The following is a 15,902-nucleotide window of genomic DNA, read 5'->3' as shown; positions in this document are numbered from 1 at the left end:
TCTTTTTTCGTACCAAGAGATCGAACAGCGATGCACCTCGCATTGGGCCAGACAGTTCGATTGTTTCGGTTCGCCGAATCGCTGTCTTGCGTGCGAAACTCCATCCGCAGCCTAACGCTTGTGCGGCAGGAATAACAAAGGGCATATCGCCGGCATGGTGAAATCCGCAAAGATACTGGCCGTGGGCGGCGCCCATATCGACCGGCGTGGCCAGGTGTCCGGCGCCTATGTGCCCGCCGCGTCCAATCCCGGCACGATGCGCGAGGATGTCGGCGGCGGCGTCTTCAATGCATTGCGCAGCACAGTGCGGCGCGGCGTGTCGGCCTCCCTGATGTCGATGCGCGGCGGCGATGCGGCGGGCGATACCGTTTCGCGCGCCATAGCGGAAGCTGGCATCGCCGATCTGTCGGCGGTGTTCCTCGACCGAACCACGCCGAGCTACACGGCGCTGATCGACCGCGAGGGCGAACTGATCGTCGGCTTTGCCGACATGGCTCTCTACGACCTGGCGTTTCCCAAGCAGATCAGGCGTTCCAAGGTGCGGGAGGTGGTCGCTGCCGCCGATGCTATCTTGTGCGACGCCAATTTGCCGTCCTCCGCGCTGGAGCGGCTCGTCGCACTCGCCGCGGGCAAGCCGGTGTACGCGATTGCCATTTCGCCGGCCAAGGTGGTGCGGCTGATGCCGGTGCTCGGCGCGCTGGCGCTGGTCTTCATGAACCGGAGCGAGGCCATCGTGCTGGCGGGCGTCAACGCAAATGCCACGAATAAGGATGTCGTCGATGGGCTGCGCTGCAGCGGTCTCAGAAGCGGTGTGGTCACCGCAGGTGGCGGCGCGGTGCTGGGTTTCGACGAAACGGGCGCCTTTTCGATCCTGCCGCCTGCGCCGAGAAAAATCGCCGATGTCACCGGAGCCGGCGACGCATTGGCGGGCGCAACGATCGCGGCCTTGCTGCGCGGTCTGCCTTTTCGCGAGGCCTTGCGCGACGGCGTCGCGGCGGCGACGCTGGCCATCGAAAGCGCCGATGCCGTTCCCGATTTCAGCGAGGCATCCTTCGTGCAAGCCTTGGCCCTTGTGCCGGATGCGCAGGAAATGGCATGAGACCGGCAAATTCATGGTCCGCAGCGCCGGCCAGCGTCGAGATAGACGCGGGCGCTCCAGCTTGGAGATCCAGATGAACCCGGAAACCGCCCACCCCTTCATCGACGTCCATGCGCCGGTGGCGCGGGCCCTCGCCGCCGGCCAGCCGGTGGTGGCGCTGGAAAGCACCATCATCACCCATGGCATGCCTTACCCCGACAATGGCGCCATGGCGGCGGATGTGGAAAAGATCATCAGTGACGGCGGCGCCGTGCCGGCGACGATCGCCGTGGTCGGCGGCCGCATCAAGATCGGCCTCTCGGATGGAGAGCGGGAATCGCTGGCCATGACGGGCGATGCCATGAAGCTGTCGCGCGCCGATCTCGGCTTCGCCGTCGCCCAAGGGCGCACCGGCGGCACAACGGTCGCCGCCACCATGATCGCGGCGCACATGGTCGGCATAAAAGTGTTCGCCACCGGCGGCATCGGCGGCGTGCACAAGGGGGCGGAAAAGAGTTTCGATATCTCTGCCGACCTCGACGAACTGGCGCGCACGCCGGTCATCGTCGTCTCGGCCGGCGCCAAGGCGATCCTCGACATCGAAAAGACGCTGGAAGTACTGGAGACGCGCGGCGTGCCTGTCGTCGGCGCTGGCTGCGAGACGATGCCGGCCTTCTGGTCACGGCAGTCGCCCTTCCGCGCGCCGCTGACCCTGCACAAGCCGGAAGAGATCGCGCATTTCTTCCGGACCAGGGCTGCACTGGGCTTGAATGGCGGCATGCTGATCGCCAATCCGGTGCCGGAAAGCCACGAAATCCCGGCCGAAGAGATGGCTGGCTACATCGAAGCTGCGCAGAAGGCGGCAGAGGCGCTCAATGTGACGGGCAAGGCGGTGACGCCGTTTCTGTTGTCGAAAATCCTCGAACTGACCGGCGGCCGCAGTTTGAAGACCAACATCGCCCTGGTTGAGAACAATGCATGGCTGGCGGCGCGGATTGCGAAGGCGCTGTAGGGCGGCCAATGTCGGCAAGTTGGCATCACTTCCCAGCTCTTCGCCCCGCCTCATACGCGCGGCGCGCCCACACCGTCATCTCGTCGGGATCATCGAAAGCACTGTCAGGAATGCTCCAATAGGGCATGGCGACCAGCTTGCCGTGGCGAGAGCCGGTGTAGGTCCATTGCTTGCAGCCGGCAGCTTCGAAATCGGGCGCGCTTTGTTCATCCGCCTTCAACAGCAATTCGCCGCGCAGCACGATGGCGACGATGACACCATCGAAGTAGATGCCCTTGCCGCCGAACAGCTTGCGTATGCTGACCGGGCCGAGGCCTTCGAAGAGTTCGGCGATGCGTTCATTGTCCATGCCGCGATCATGTCATCGGCGTCAGAGCTTGTCATCGCCGCAACCAAAATCATGCTGACAGGTTGAAAGAGGATCGATCGGAGTTTCCCGCCATGCCTGTCCTGCTCAAAGGCTCGTGCCGTTGCAATGCCGTCCGTTTCGAGGTGGAGAGCCACACGCCGGTGCCGTTCATGCTGTGCTACTGCTCGATCTGCCGCAAGCAGCAGGGCGGTGGCGGTTTCGCCATCAATCTCGGCGCCGACTATGAGACCCTGAACATCCGGGGCAAGAGGAGCCTTGGCGTCTACCGCGCCGAGATCGAGGACGACGAGCATCCGCATTGCGAAGTCTCGACCGGCGAGCGCAATTTCTGCAAGAAATGTGGATCAGCACTTTGGCTCTACGACCCGACCTGGCCGGAGCTGGTGCATCCCTTCGCCTCGGCGATCGACAGCGACCTGCCGAAACCGCCTGAAAAGGTGCATCTGATGCTGAAATACAAGGCGAACTGGGTCGAGCCGGATGTCGGCAAAGGCGACAAGACTTTTGACGTCTATCCCGAGGAATCGATCGCCGACTGGCACAAGCGGACGGGGATGTGGGTGAAGTAGCGTCCTTCTCCCCGTTTTACGAGGAGAAGATGCCGGCAGGCAGATGAGGGGCGGAGCTAACTCTGGAGAGGCTGGCTCTGCCCCTCATCCGGCCCTTCGGGCCACCTTCTCCCCGTAAACGGGGCGAAGGAAGGTCAGGCCGAAGCGCGTGCCTCGGCCAGCGCCTTCAGGTCGGCCGGCTTCAGCTCGACAGATTCGCCGCAGCCGCAGGCCGAACTCTGGTTCGGGTTGTGGAAGGTGAAGCCGGTGCGCAGCGTCGTCTGCTCGAAATCCATCTCGGTGCCGAACAGAAAAAGCGCAGCCTCGGGTGCCACATAGACATGGGCGCCGTCGCGCTCGATGTGGTCGTCCTTGGTGTTGGGCTCGGTCACCAGGTCGACCGTGTATTCCATGCCGGCGCAGCCACCCTTCTTGATGCCGAGGCGGATGCCATGCGCGTTCTCACGCGTGGCCACGATCTCGCGCACCCGGTCGGCGGCCTTTTCGGTCATGGTGATGACGGCAAAGCGTCCCATTCTTTTTCCTTCTCCATTCCATGCAGGTTCAAGGCCTGCCGAATGATTCCTCACCTAAAATGGTGAAGTTTTACCGCTGGCGCAAGTGCGCCTTCCGCTTGCACTTAATACCAGCCCACCGCGACCTGCGCCTCTTCTGACATGCGGTCGGGCGACCAGGGCGGGTCGAAGGTCATGTTGACCTCGACGCCGGAGACGCCTTCGACGGCGCCGACGGCATTTTCGACCCAGCCCGGCATTTCGCCTGCCACCGGGCAGCCGGGGGCGGTCAGCGTCATGTCGATCTTGACCGAGCGGTCGTCCTCAATGTCGATCTTGTAGACAAGGCCGAGCTCGTAAATGTCGGCGGGGATTTCCGGGTCGTAGACCGTCTTCAGCGCGGAGACGATGTCGTCGGTCAACCGCGCCAGTTCGTCGGCGGGAATGGCGGACGCCGAAACCACGGCGTTGGCGGAGGTTTCCGCGGTGGTCTCGGCAGTGGGGCTCGCGTCATCCATCATCGTCACCCGAAGAACTTGCGCGCTTTTTCAAGCGCTTCAGCCAAAGCGTCGACTTCGGCCCTGGTATTATACATGCCGAACGATGCCCTGCATGTGGAGGTTACGCCGAAGCGTTTCAACAGCGGCTGGGCGCAATGGGTGCCGGCGCGGACCGCCACGCCTTGCCTATCTATCACCATCGACACGTCATGGGCATGAATACCCTGGAGTTCGAACGATATGATGGCGCCCTTGCCTGGAGCGTCGCCGAAAATGCGCAGCGAGTTGATGGCGCGCAGCCGTTCATGAGCATAGATCTTGAGGTCTTCCTCATGCGCGGCAATGCGCTCGCGGCCGATCTTTTCCATATACTCCAGCGCGGCACCGAGCCCGATCGCCTGGACGATCGGCGGTGTGCCGGCCTCGAAGCGGTGCGGCGGCTCATTGTAGGTGACGATGTCTTCCGTCACCTCCTCGATCATCTCGCCGCCGCCCATGAAGGGGCGCATGCCCTGGAAAATGTCCTTCTTGCCATAGAGCACGCCGATGCCCGAGGGCCCATAGACCTTATGGCCGGTGAAGACGAAGAAGTCGCAGTCGAGGTCCTGGACGTCGATGGGCATATGGACAGCGCTCTGGCTGCCATCGACGAGCACCGGAATGCCCCGCGCGTGCGCGATGCGCACGATTTCCTTGATCGGGGTCACCGTGCCCAGCGCGTTCGACATCTGCGTGATGGCGACCAGTTTGGTGCGATCGGTCAGGCGCTTCTCGAATTCCTCGATGTGGAAGACGCCGAGATCGTCGACCGGCACCCAGACCAGCTTGGCGCCCTGCCGCTCACGGATGAAATGCCAGGGCACGATGTTGGAGTGATGCTCCATGATCGACAGCACGATCTCGTCGCCCTCGCCGATGTTGGGCATGCCATAGCCATAGGCGACCGTGTTGATCGCCGAGGTCGTGTTCGAGGTGAAGACGATGTTGTCGGTACTCGGCGCGTTGAGAAAGCGACGCACCGTTTCCCGCGCCTTCTCATAGGCGTCGGTGGCCGCATTGGACAGGAAATGCAGGCCGCGATGGACGTTGGCATATTCCTGGGAATAGGCATGCTGGATCGTATCCAGCACCACCTGCGGCTTCTGCGCCGAGGCGCCATTGTCGAGATAGACCAACGGCTTGCCATAGACTTCCCGCGACAGGATCGGGAAGTCGCGGCGGATCGCCTCGACGTCGTAAGGGATGTTTTCGACTTTCTGGTCCATTTCAAAGTCCTTGCCGTCCAAGGCCGCGTTCCTCGCAATACCCCTCATCCGACCGAGCTTCGCTCGGCCACCTTCTCCCACAAAGGGAGAAGGAAGAGCGCCCAACCTTCTCCCCTTGTGGGACAAGGTGGATCGGCGCATAGCGCCGAGACGGATGAGGGGTGGCTTTGCCGGGCCCCATCCAATAATTACCCGTGTGCCACGAACCAGTTGTCGAGCCGCGCCTCGAGCGCGTCGACGATCGCTTCGTCGTCCAGTTCCTCGATCACCTCGGCGACGAATGCCTTGACCAGTAGGCCCCGGGCGCTCTTCTCGTCGACACCGCGCGCCATCAGGTAGAACAGATGGTCGTGGTCGATCTCGGTGACGGTCGCGCCGTGGCCGCAGACGACGTCGTCGGCGAAGATTTCGAGCTCGGGCTTGGTCGAGAACTCGCCATCGTCCGACAACAGCAGCGTGTTGCAGGCCATCTTGGCGTTGGTCTTCTGCGCATACTGATGGACGTTGATGCGGCCCTGGAAGACGCCGCGCGCTTTGCCCGTCACCACGTTGCGGACGATCTCGGTCGAGGTCGTGTGCGGCACGGCGTGATCGAGCACCATGGTCACGTCGGTGTGGGTGTCGCCAGCCAGCAGATTGATACCGCGCAGCTTGAAATCGGCGCCTTCGCCAGTTGTCCTGACCACGATCTCCTGGCGCACCAGTCTGCCGCCGGCATTCATGACGAACAGGGTCAGTTTCGCGTCCTTGCCGATATGGGCCTTGAACTGCGCCAGATGCGTCGCGGTCTCGGGCTGTTCCTGGACGATCAGCCATGTCACGTCGGCGCCCTCGCCGAGCACGAGTTGGCTGACCGAACTGGTCAACGCCGCACCCTCGCCGGCCTGGCGTTCGACGATGACCGCCTTGGCGCCGGCGCCGACACGCACCGGCAGGCGTACATGCGTCTGGCCGCCGGCCTGCAAATTCTGCAATTCGATCGGCTTTTCCAGTTCGGCACCGTCGGCGATGTCGACAAAATACCCATCGGCGACGAATGCCGTGTTCAGCGCCCCGATGGCATCGTCGCTGCCATAGGGATCGAGCCCCGGCGCGATGCTGCCGTCGGTCAGCTTTTCCGACAGGCGCTCAACGGCGACGCCGTCCACTGCCGGCATCTTCGCATCGGACTTGCCGTTCAGGATCGCCAATACGGCAGAGCCTTCGACGATCGGAGCGACGGCCTTGGGGGCGGCAGCCGGATCGAAGTCCGGTACCGCGTTCAGCAGCCGCCGAAGGTCCGTGTAGTGCCAGGATTCGATGCGCCGCGTCGGCAGGCCGTGCTTGATCGCTTCGATGGCGTCGTCGCGCTTCAGCATCACCGCGCCGTCGCCCGGCAACAGCGACAGACGGTCGCCGAAGGCGTCGATCAACGCTGTCTCGGCCGGTGTCCGCTGCGGTTGTGTGTGAATATTCATCAGTTTGACCTTGCCTTCTGGCATCTCACGCGGCTTGCCCGATCACGCCGGCATAGCCGTTGGCTTCGAGGTCGAGCGCCAGCGATTTGTCGCCGGACTTGATGACCTGGCCCTTGTAGAGCACGTGCACGCTATCGGGCACGATGTGTTCGAGCAGGCGCTGGTAATGAGTGATGACCAGGAACGCCCGGTCCGGCGCGCGCAGCGCGTTGACGCCGTCGGAAACGATCTTCAGCGCATCGATGTCGAGGCCGGAATCGGTCTCGTCAAGCACGCACAGCTTCGGCTCCAGGAGCTTCATCTGCAGGATCTCGGCACGCTTCTTCTCGCCGCCGGAGAAGCCGACATTGAGCGGCCGCTTCAGCATCGCCATGTCCATGTTGAGCGAGGCCGCGGCTTCTTTCACCCGCTTCAGGAATTCCGGGATCTTCAGCGGTTCCTCGCCACGCGCCTTACGCTGCTCGTTCATCGCCACCTTCAGGAATTCCATGGTCGCGACGCCTGGTATTTCCATCGGGTACTGGAAGGCGAGGAAGATGCCCGACGTGGCGCGCTCGGACGGATCCATTTCGAGGATCGACTTGCCGTTGTAGAGGATGTCGCCCTCAGTCACCTCATAGTCCTCGCGGCCGGCGAGGATGTAGGACAGCGTCGATTTGCCTGAACCATTCGGTCCCATGATCGCGGCGACCTCGCCGGCTTTCACCGTCAGGTTCAGGCCGCGGATGATCTCGGTGCCGTCATCGACGATGCGGGCGTGCAGGTTCTTGATCTCAAGCATTCTTTTGTTTCCTGAATATTGTCCGGTCAGCCGACCGAGCCCTCGAGCGAGATGCCGATCAGCTTCTGCGCCTCGACCGCGAATTCCATCGGCAGTTGCTGGATGACGTCCTTGACGAAGCCGTTGACGATCAGTGCGATCGCTTCCTCTTCGGGAATGCCGCGCTGCATGACATAGAATTTCTGATCCTCGGAAATCTTCGAGGTCGTTGCTTCGTGCTCGAACTGCGCCGTCGAGTTCTTGGCTTCCATGTAGGGCACGGTGTGCGCGCCGCACTGGTCGCCGATCAGCAGCGAGTCGCAGTTGGTGAAGTTGCGGGCATTGGTCGCCTTGCGGTGCGCCGAAACCTGGCCACGATAGGTGTTCTGTGAGAAGCCGGCGGCGATGCCCTTGGAGATGATGCGGCTCGACGTGTTCTTGCCGAGATGGATCATCTTGGTGCCAGAGTCGACCTGCTGATAGCCGTTCGACACGGCGATCGAATAGAACTCGCCCTGGGAATCGTCGCCGCGCAGGATGCAGCTCGGATATTTCCAGGTGATGGCCGAGCCGGTCTCGACCTGCGTCCACGAAATCTTCGAACGGTCGCCACGGCAATCGCCGCGCTTGGTGACGAAATTGTAGATGCCGCCCTTGCCCTCGGCGTCGCCGGGGTACCAGTTCTGCACCGTCGAATATTTGATCTCGGCATCGTCGAGCGCGACCAGTTCGACGACGGCGGCGTGAAGCTGGTTCTCATCGCGTTGCGGCGCCGTGCAGCCTTCGAGATAGGAGACGTAAGCCCCCTCCTCGGCGATGATCAGCGTGCGCTCGAACTGGCCGGTGTTCTTCTCGTTCATGCGGAAATAGGTCGACAGCTCCATCGGACAGCGCACGCCCTTGGGCACGAACACGAACGAGCCGTCGGTGAAGACAGCCGAATTCAGCGTGGCATAGAAATTGTCCGACGTCGGCACGACCGAGCCGAGATATTTCTTCACCAGTTCCGGATGCTCGCGGATGGCCTCCGAGATCGAGCAGAAGATGACGCCGGCCTGCGCCAGTTCCTTCTTGAAGGTGGTGACCACCGAGACGGAATCGAACACCGCGTCGACGGCGACACGGCCCGACTTGTAGACATTGTCGCTGGCTTCCTCGAGCTCGGAAACATCGGTCTTCTGCACGCCGGCGAGGATTTCCTGCTCGCGCAGCGGAATGCCGAGCTTCTCATAGACCTTCAAGAGTTCGGGATCGACGTCGCTGAGCGACGACGGGCCGGGCGTACTCTTGGGCGCCGCGTAGTAGTAGATGTCCTGGAAATCGATCTTGGGATAGTTGACACGCGCCCAGGTCGGCTCTTCCAGCGTCAGCCAGCGCCGATAGGCTTCCAGGCGCCACTCCAGCATCCAGGACGGTTCGTCCTTCTTGGCCGAAATGAAACGGATGATGTCTTCGCTCAGCCCCTTGGGAGCCTTGTCAACGGCGATCTCGGTCTGGAATCCATATTTGTATTGGTCGACGTCGATCTTTCGGACCCGATCGATCGTGTCCTGCACAGCAGGCATATGCGTTCTCCATCCACGCCGGGGTCAAGGCCCGACAGTTTTCAAACTATGGCACCGCCGAAATGAACGCCAAAGAAGCGCTCGCGGCAGCGTAAGTTCCATATAGTGCGTCTCGACCGGAAATTCACCCGGCCAGCATGAAACGCACGGCTCTACCAGGTCAAAAAGACCCAAAAACATTTTAGTCAAGCATCGGATTTTCCCGAAAACCGCTACGCACTTTTCGGTCCGATGCTCCCAACCGCTACGCGGCTTCTTCCCTGTCCGCCTTTTCCCTGGCGGCCTGCCTTGCAGCAATGCCCGCCAGAGCGGTCCTGAACAGCTCGATATCCTCGGCGCCCGTCGCCGAACCGATCGACACGCGCAAGGCGCCAAGACTGTCACCGTAACCCATGGCTTTCAACACATGGCTCGGCCCGACCTTGCCCGATGAACAGGCGGAGCCCGCCGACAGCGCCACGCCGGCAAGATCGAAAGCGATCTGCGCGGTTTCGGCCTTGATGCCGGGAATAGCGAAGAATGTCGTATTGGCAAGCCTTGGCGCGCCGGTTCCAAAGATTTCCGCCGCCGGCACCAGCATTTTCACAATGGCCTCGATCTCGTCGCGGCGCTTGCGCACCGTATCGATCGCCTGCAGCCCGTTCAGGGCCTCACGCGCGGCAGCGCCAAAACCGGCAATGGCGGCGAGGTTTTCCGTGCCGCCGCGATGGCCCTTTTCCTGACCGCCACCATTGACCAGGGGCTTGGGCATCATCAGGTCCGCGGCGGCGACGATGGCGCCGACACCCTTGGGGCCGCCGATCTTGTGCGAAGACAGAATCAAATAATCTGCGTAACCCGCTGATATATCGATCGAAACGCGGCCCGCTGCCTGGACCGCATCAACCACCAGGACGCCGCCTGCCGCCTTGACGATTTCGGCGATGCGATCGATCGGCTGGATGACGCCGGTCTCGTTGTTGGCGGCATGGATCGCGACCAGCGGCAGGCCATCGGCCTTGTCGTGACCGCCAAGCGCCGTGGCCAATGCGCCGAGATCGGCAATGCCGTTGGCATCGACGCCGATGCGCGTCACCTGCGCCGCGGGAAAGCGCCCGCCATTCAAAAGGCAGGGATGGTCCGCCTCGGAGACGTAGAGCCGGCTCATGCGCACGCTGCCGCGTCCCATCTGCCACTCGGGCGAAAGCAGCGTCGAGGCGGCTTCGGTCGCACCGGAGGTGAACACGACATGTTCGGGCCTGGCATTCACCAGCGCCGCCACCTCACGCCTCGCCTTCTCGATCAGGCGCCGCGCGGCGCGCCCCTCCGCGTGGACCGATGACGGGTTGGCGGCAACATCAAGTGCCGCGACCATGGCCTCGCGCGCCGCGGCAAGCAGCGGCGCACTGGCATTGTAGTCGAGATAGGCGCGTTTTGCGGCCATTTTCGTCCAGTTGGTCCCGTCAGACGCCATTCGGTTGTCGTATGGCGTTATTTCCTTGAAATTCCAAGGCGAGCCGTCCTATTTACGCGGCTTGCGGCGCGGGTGGCCGGGCTCGACGTCTGGCCACTCAGTTTTGAACAGTTCTAAACTAGCTTCTAGGAAGACGCTCGCCCTGCGTCAAGGCCAGAGGAAGGTTCGTTCCGGGCGCCGCGCATTCGTATTAAGTGGAGTATTTCATGCCTGAGGTCATTTTCACCGGTCCGGCCGGCCGTCTGGAGGGGCGCTACCAACCCTCCAAGGAAAAGAGCGCGCCGATTGCCATCGTGTTGCACCCGCATCCGCAGTTCGGCGGCACGATGAACAACAAGATCGTCTACGACCTCTTCTACATGTTCCAGAAGCGCGATTTCACCACGCTGCGTTTCAATTTCCGCGGCATCGGCCGCAGCCAGGGCGAATTCGACCACGGCACCGGCGAATTGTCGGACGCGGCGGCGGCGCTCGACTGGGTGCAATCGCTGCATCCGGATTCCAAGAGCTGCTGGGTCGCCGGTTATTCGTTCGGCTCGTGGATCGGCATGCAGCTCCTGATGCGCCGGCCCGAAATCGAAGGCTTCATCTCGATCGCGCCGCAGCCCAACACTTATGACTTCTCGTTCCTGGCGCCCTGCCCGTCATCGGGCCTGATCATCCACGGCGACGCCGACAAGGTGGCGCCGCCGAAGGATGTGCAGGGCCTGGTCGACAAGCTGCACACCCAGAAGGGCATCACCATCACGCAGAAGACGCTGCCCGGCGCCAACCATTTCTTCGCCAACGACGCCGATCTGCTGATCGAGGAATGCTCCGACTATCTCGACCGCCGGCTGGCTGGAGAATTGTCGGATCCGCGGCCGAAGCGGCTGAGGTAAGCAGAAGGAAGGCACGAGCGCGGATGTATGAGCCTCCCCAGTTCCAGGAAATGCGGCCGGATGTCCTGCACGGACTGATCCGGGCGCATCCGCTCGGCATGCTGATCTCGAACGGGCCGGACGGCCCGGTCGCCAACGCCATTCCGTTCCTGCTCGATGCCCCCTCTGAACTTAGTGAAAGCCTGCCGCCGAACGGCAGGCTGCGCGCGCACCTGGCCAGGGCCAACCCGCAATGGCGCCTCATCGCCGACAATCCGGCGTCGCCCGTGCTGATCGTCTTCCAGGGCACCGATGCCTATGTGACGCCGTCCTGGTACGAGACCAAGCGCGAGACCGGCAAGGTGGTGCCGACCTGGAACTACTCCATCGTGCAGGTGCGCGGCACCGTCAAGGTGATGGATGACCAGGACTGGCTGGCACGGCAGATCGCCGATCTGACCGCCTCCCAGGAAGGCGTTCGCGAGGCGCCCTGGGCGGTGACGGACGCGCCGGCGCCTTTCATCCAGTCGCAGATCAAAGGCATCATTGGGCTGGAGATCGAGATCAGCGAGATCCACGGCAAGTGGAAGGTCAGCCAGAACCGTCCCGTCGCCGATCGCATCGGCGTCGCGCAGGGACTGGAAAGCGAAGTCGCCGATTCATCCGACATGGTTCGCCTGGTAAAGTCCTACGGCGGCCTGGACGGCAATTGAGCCGGTAGAGACCTATCGTTCCGGTGCAATCAGCCGGAACGATGCTTTGCGGACCGGCAGGCCCGCGGCTGCCGGGCGGAAAATGAAACCCAGCCTGGCAAAGATCAGCCCGCATGCGAGCGCGAAGGCGCAGCCGAGGCCGAAGCCGGCAACGGTGTCGCTCGGATAGTGCGCGCCGACGAAGACCCTGGTCGAGGCGATGCAGGCCGTGACCACCAGGGCAATGGTCCAGCGCCGCGGAAACAACAGCAGAAGAACGCCGAACACGGCGCCCATGGTCGTGGCATGGCCGGATGGAAAACCGGCGAAGCGCGCATCGAAGGCAAAAGGATGCAGGGCCAGGACACCAAAATCCTGGAAGTAGAGTGGGCGGGCGCGGCCGATCGCATATTTCAGGACATTGACCAGCAAGCCGGAAAGGCCAACCGAACTCAGCACCAGGAACGACAGGCAGGTCCAGTTGTAGACAAGCATCAACGATCGCCGTGAAAGGCTTCGCCAATCGATCAGATTGGCCGCCACGAGCAAGAGCGCCGATGGGATCAGATACCAGCCGCCGAGAGCGAACTGGGTCATGAAGTCGGCAAACCTTGCCCCCGACCATTGGCCATGAGCAATCCCTGCCGGTGTGTCGAGGCGAACAAAGGCGGCCGCCGTCAGCAACATCCAAACCACGACCCAAACCGGCCATGCGATGTTGGGGTAACGCGCTGGACGGACGGCAAAGCGCCTTCTCACGATCCGCAACGTGTCGCGAAAATTGTCGAGGGAGCGGCGTCTCACCGCAACAAGCGTAGCGAAAACGGAAGGGCGCGGTTTCACGAGCATTGGGAATTCAACCCTGTCATGGACCAGCCGTCATGGCGCCACACGATAGAGGCCGAGCGACAGTTTGTCTCCCGACGAATAGTTGAGGCCATCGACCTCGGCGACGCGGTTCACGGATTTGCCTTGCACAGACAGCATGCCGTTCAGTTTCTGCTCGTCCTCGGTCGGCGCCAGTCCCAGTGCGCAGGTGGGATCGGAAAGCAGGTGCTCCGCGACGCCGCCGACATCGGTCAGCACCGTTTTGGTGCCCACCAGGAACACCAGGCTCGGTTCCTGATACCGAGCCGAAGCCAGCACCGTGGTGTCGCAAGGCTTGTTGGCGCTGACCGCCGCCTCGATGGCCGGGCTCAGCCAGATCGGCTTGAGCGACGGCGCGATGACGCCAAACAGCAAGCCATAGGTGATGCCCGCACAGGCGGCGATGGCGCCGATGCGGGGCAGCGGCACCTGCAACTGTCGCGAAAAAGCGAGGTAGCCGGCGCCGAGCGCCGCCACCGCGGCCGGGATGCTCCACCATGAGAATGTGTGCGTGAGGTAGATCGGTGCGCCCACGCAGACCGCCGCCAGACCGAGGCTGACCACGACCAGGCCAAATGCCGTCGACCACCATAACCAGGTCTGCCAGCGCTTGAGCGGCGCATTGGCATCCTCGGGCTGCAAGGTCAAAAGCCAGCCGATCAGCAGCGCCATGCCGGGATAGGCCGGCAGGACATAGTGCGGCAGCTTGGTCGGGATCAACTCGAAGACCAGCCAGAACGGGATGTACCAGGCAAGGCAAAAGCGCAGCCTGGGGTCGTCGCGCAACCGGTTGAGGGCTTGCAGGCCGGCGCCGACCGCGATCAGGCCGAACGGCCACGTGAACAGCGAATAGGTCAGCATATAGAAGCCCGGCGGCAGGCCGTGCGATTCCTCGCCCGACGCAACCTTGCCAAGCATGTCCTTGCCGATGGCCTGCTGCAGGAAGGCGCCATGGCTTTTCCAGGTGATCGCGGCGAGCCAGGGCAGCGCAATCACCACGACAAGCAGCAGGCCGCGCCCGACCTTGAGTTTCGACAGCCAGCGCCCATCGCGCTCGAAGGCAAACAGCACCGCGATGGTCAGCGCCGAAAGCAGCGGCGCGATCGGCCCCTTGATGAGGATCGCAGCCCCTTGCGCGATCCAGAAAATCCACCAGAGATGGCCGGCGACCGGATCGTTGCGCCGCGATGCCAGGTAGATCTGCGCCAGCGCGCCTTGCGCGGCCACGCAGCAGGCCAAAAGCATCGCGTCGGTCTTGGCATCGCGACCCTCGAAGGCGGTGGCGAAGATCGCGGCCATCACCAGGCCGGCGACGACACCGGCATTCGCTCCGAAAAGATTGGTTCCCGTCCAGGCGATCGCCAGCACCGCAATGGCGATGCCGAGCGCCGACACCGTGCGGTAGACCCAGATCGGTGCTTTAGCGCCCTTGCCGCTCAGCGTCACGGCCGCCGATTGCAGCCAGTAGATGCCGACCGGCTTCTGGTAGCGCGAGGCTTCCTGGAAGCGGATGTCGACATAGTCGCCGCTTTCCGCCATCTGCTTGGTGGCCTGGACGAAGCGCGACTCGTCGCGGTCGATCGGCGGCAGGGATGCCAGCCCCGAGGCCGTCATCATCAGGCTGAACAGGAAGACAAGGATGTAGTTCCTGTTCAACGCCATTTTTGAGCCTCTCCGATCATGTTGTTCACGTATACGGGCTGCTCAATCGACCTTGGTCATCGCCGCCTTGCGCTCATTGGCGATCAGCCAGAGATTTCTGATGTAGATGAACATGCCCATGGCCTGGCCGGCGATGAACACCGGATCCTGGCGCTGGATGGCATAGATCAGAAGCAGGCCGCCGCCGAACAGCGAGAAGAACCAGAACGCCACCGGCACGACGCTGCGCTTGGCTTTTTCCGAGGCGAGCCACTGCACGACGAAGCGCATGGTGAAGAAGAACTGCGCGACGAAGCCGAGCAGGATCCACGCATCGAATTGCTTGATGAAGACCTGGTGAAGCCAGGTCCCCAATTCCTGAAGCACGTTAAACACGCTTGATTTCCTCTACCTTTGGCATTCTGCGGCGCCGGCGGCGCAGCCACCAGACGCCACCAAGATCGAGCGCGCCCTGCAGGCCGCGATCGAAGATGCCGTAGTTCGACTTGCCGTGCCGGCGCGAACGGTCGACCACGTCGCAGTGCACGACACGGTACCCCTCCTGGATAACCAGGGCCGGCACGAAGCGATGCGTGCCGTCGAAGAACGGCAGTTTGCGCAGGATCTCGGTATGAACAGCCTTCAGGCCACAGCCGGTATCGCGCGTCTCGTCATGCAGGATGGCGTTTCTCAGCCAATTGGCGAAACGTGATGCCAGTTGCTTGACCTTGCTGTCACGGCGCTTGAGGCGCTGCCCTTGTGCGGCGCCAAAATCGGGGCCGGCCTGCCGCAAGGCGTCGACCAGCACGGGAATGTATTGCGGGTCGTTCTGGCCATCGCCATCGATCGTGGCGACGATGCCGCCCAGCGCCGCCCAGGCGCCCGAACGCACCGAAAGGCTCTGGCCGGCGGATTTGCGGTGCCGCAATTCCCGTACCGGGAACGGGCGAAGCGCTGCCTGTTCGGCAAGAACAGCCGCGGTGTCGTCGGTCGAGCCGTCATTGACGATGATCAGTTCGAAGTCGCGCCCTACCATCGCCGCCTCGATCTCGTCGATCAGCAACGGCAGGTTTGCCGCCTCGTTCCGGCAGGGAATGACAATGGATATCAATGCGTCCGGCATGTCGCGTCGGGGCTCTGTCGTCGGATAGTGGCACGTTTGAATGCCGTACGGTGCCGCTCGAGGTCGTGGGCTGCAAGAACCTTGTGGCGCGGCGCCTCATTACGCCAGCCGAAACGATGAAGCAAGCATGACGGAGATCATCCACGCGTGCCACAAAACCGCATCCGCCTCTGCTGATCGCACCGCCTCGGTCGGC

17 protein-coding genes are annotated in these 15,902 nt (G+C 62.7%); 5 read left to right on the top strand and 12 right to left on the bottom strand.

The annotated features are described in order from the left end of the window. The first annotated feature begins 154 nt into the window (after window positions 1-154). Window positions 155-1,099: a carbohydrate kinase family protein gene (locus LB577_RS10865; RefSeq protein ID WP_224686705.1), complete on the top strand. Its 945-nt coding sequence runs from the start codon at window positions 155-157 to the stop codon at window positions 1,097-1,099. Window positions 1,100-1,172: 73 nt separating this feature from the next. Continuing rightward, window positions 1,173-2,090, top strand: coding sequence for a pseudouridine-5'-phosphate glycosidase (locus LB577_RS10860; protein WP_224686704.1), 918 nt, complete (start codon window positions 1,173-1,175; stop codon window positions 2,088-2,090). 25 nt (window positions 2,091-2,115) lie between these two features. On the opposite strand, the gene LB577_RS10855 is transcribed toward LB577_RS10860, so the two are convergent. Then, window positions 2,116-2,439, bottom strand: a complete 324-nt coding sequence (locus LB577_RS10855) for a TfoX/Sxy family protein (RefSeq protein WP_224686703.1) — start codon at window positions 2,437-2,439, stop codon at window positions 2,116-2,118. 92 nt (window positions 2,440-2,531) lie between these two features. Here LB577_RS10855 and LB577_RS10850 point away from each other — a divergent pair, with 92 nt between their 5' ends. Next, window positions 2,532-3,029 carry a GFA family protein gene (locus LB577_RS10850; protein ID WP_023764154.1) on the top strand — a complete coding sequence of 166 codons (498 nt, stop codon included), beginning with the start codon at window positions 2,532-2,534 and terminating at the stop codon, window positions 3,027-3,029. A gap of 134 nt (window positions 3,030-3,163) precedes the next feature. Here LB577_RS10850 and sufA read toward each other — a convergent pair whose 3' ends face one another. The 7 genes from sufA to LB577_RS10815 all read right to left on the bottom strand — a co-directional run bounded on the left by sufA (window position 3,164) and on the right by LB577_RS10815 (window position 10,493). Then, the gene (sufA, locus tag LB577_RS10845; protein WP_013895897.1) at window positions 3,164-3,544 is read right to left on the bottom strand and encodes a Fe-S cluster assembly scaffold SufA; all 381 of its coding nucleotides are present in this window, start codon (window positions 3,542-3,544) and stop codon (window positions 3,164-3,166) included. Between the two features lie 104 nt (window positions 3,545-3,648). Then, window positions 3,649-4,041, bottom strand: coding sequence for an SUF system Fe-S cluster assembly protein (locus tag LB577_RS10840; RefSeq protein ID WP_224686702.1), 393 nt, complete (start codon window positions 4,039-4,041; stop codon window positions 3,649-3,651). Window positions 4,042-4,046: 5 nt separating this feature from the next. Next, entirely contained in the window at window positions 4,047-5,288 is a 1,242-nt protein-coding gene (locus LB577_RS10835; protein WP_224686701.1) for a cysteine desulfurase, read from the bottom strand. 188 nt (window positions 5,289-5,476) lie between these two features. Then, the gene (sufD, locus tag LB577_RS10830; RefSeq protein ID WP_224686700.1) at window positions 5,477-6,745 is read right to left on the bottom strand and encodes a Fe-S cluster assembly protein SufD; all 1,269 of its coding nucleotides are present in this window, start codon (window positions 6,743-6,745) and stop codon (window positions 5,477-5,479) included. A 25-nt stretch (window positions 6,746-6,770) separates the two neighbouring features. Then, window positions 6,771-7,526 (bottom strand): Fe-S cluster assembly ATPase SufC, encoded by a 756-nt coding sequence (gene sufC / locus LB577_RS10825; protein ID WP_224686699.1) that lies wholly within the window; start codon window positions 7,524-7,526, stop codon window positions 6,771-6,773. A 26-nt stretch (window positions 7,527-7,552) separates the two neighbouring features. Beyond that, a complete protein-coding gene (gene sufB, locus LB577_RS10820; protein WP_023776296.1) occupies window positions 7,553-9,070 on the bottom strand; it encodes a Fe-S cluster assembly protein SufB in 1,518 nt (505 codons plus the stop codon). A gap of 244 nt (window positions 9,071-9,314) precedes the next feature. After that, window positions 9,315-10,493 carry a cysteine desulfurase family protein gene (locus LB577_RS10815; protein ID WP_224686783.1) on the bottom strand — a complete coding sequence of 393 codons (1,179 nt, stop codon included), beginning with the start codon at window positions 10,491-10,493 and terminating at the stop codon, window positions 9,315-9,317. Window positions 10,494-10,729: 236 nt separating this feature from the next. Between LB577_RS10815 and LB577_RS10810 the strand changes: the two genes are divergently transcribed. Next, entirely contained in the window at window positions 10,730-11,404 is a 675-nt protein-coding gene (locus LB577_RS10810) for an alpha/beta hydrolase (RefSeq protein ID WP_013895905.1), read from the top strand. A gap of 23 nt (window positions 11,405-11,427) precedes the next feature. Continuing rightward, the gene (locus LB577_RS10805; RefSeq protein WP_224686698.1) at window positions 11,428-12,096 is read left to right on the top strand and encodes an FMN-binding negative transcriptional regulator; all 669 of its coding nucleotides are present in this window, start codon (window positions 11,428-11,430) and stop codon (window positions 12,094-12,096) included. Window positions 12,097-12,108: 12 nt separating this feature from the next. Here the strand turns inward: LB577_RS10805 and LB577_RS10800 are convergent, their stop codons facing one another. The 4 genes from LB577_RS10800 to LB577_RS10785 all read right to left on the bottom strand — a co-directional run bounded on the left by LB577_RS10800 (window position 12,109) and on the right by LB577_RS10785 (window position 15,706). Next, on the bottom strand, window positions 12,109-12,762 hold the full coding sequence (locus tag LB577_RS10800) for a phosphatase PAP2 family protein (RefSeq protein ID WP_224686782.1): 654 nt from the start codon (window positions 12,760-12,762) through the stop codon (window positions 12,109-12,111). Between the two features lie 192 nt (window positions 12,763-12,954). Beyond that, on the bottom strand, window positions 12,955-14,604 hold the full coding sequence (locus LB577_RS10795; protein ID WP_224686697.1) for an ArnT family glycosyltransferase: 1,650 nt from the start codon (window positions 14,602-14,604) through the stop codon (window positions 12,955-12,957). A 42-nt stretch (window positions 14,605-14,646) separates the two neighbouring features. Continuing rightward, complete coding sequence (locus LB577_RS10790) at window positions 14,647-14,979, bottom strand: lipid-A-disaccharide synthase N-terminal domain-containing protein (RefSeq protein ID WP_010909058.1); 333 nt, start codon at window positions 14,977-14,979, stop codon at window positions 14,647-14,649. Then, a complete protein-coding gene (locus LB577_RS10785) occupies window positions 14,972-15,706 on the bottom strand; it encodes a glycosyltransferase family 2 protein (protein ID WP_224686696.1) in 735 nt (244 codons plus the stop codon). Before LB577_RS10785 ends, LB577_RS10790 begins: the two co-directional genes overlap by 8 nt. Between the last annotated feature and the right edge of the window lie 196 nt (window positions 15,707-15,902).

Source organism: Mesorhizobium sp. B283B1A (assembly GCF_020165735.1).
Lineage (GTDB): Bacteria > Pseudomonadota > Alphaproteobacteria > Rhizobiales > Rhizobiaceae > Mesorhizobium > Mesorhizobium opportunistum.
This window is presented reverse-complemented; position numbering and strand designations above follow the sequence as displayed.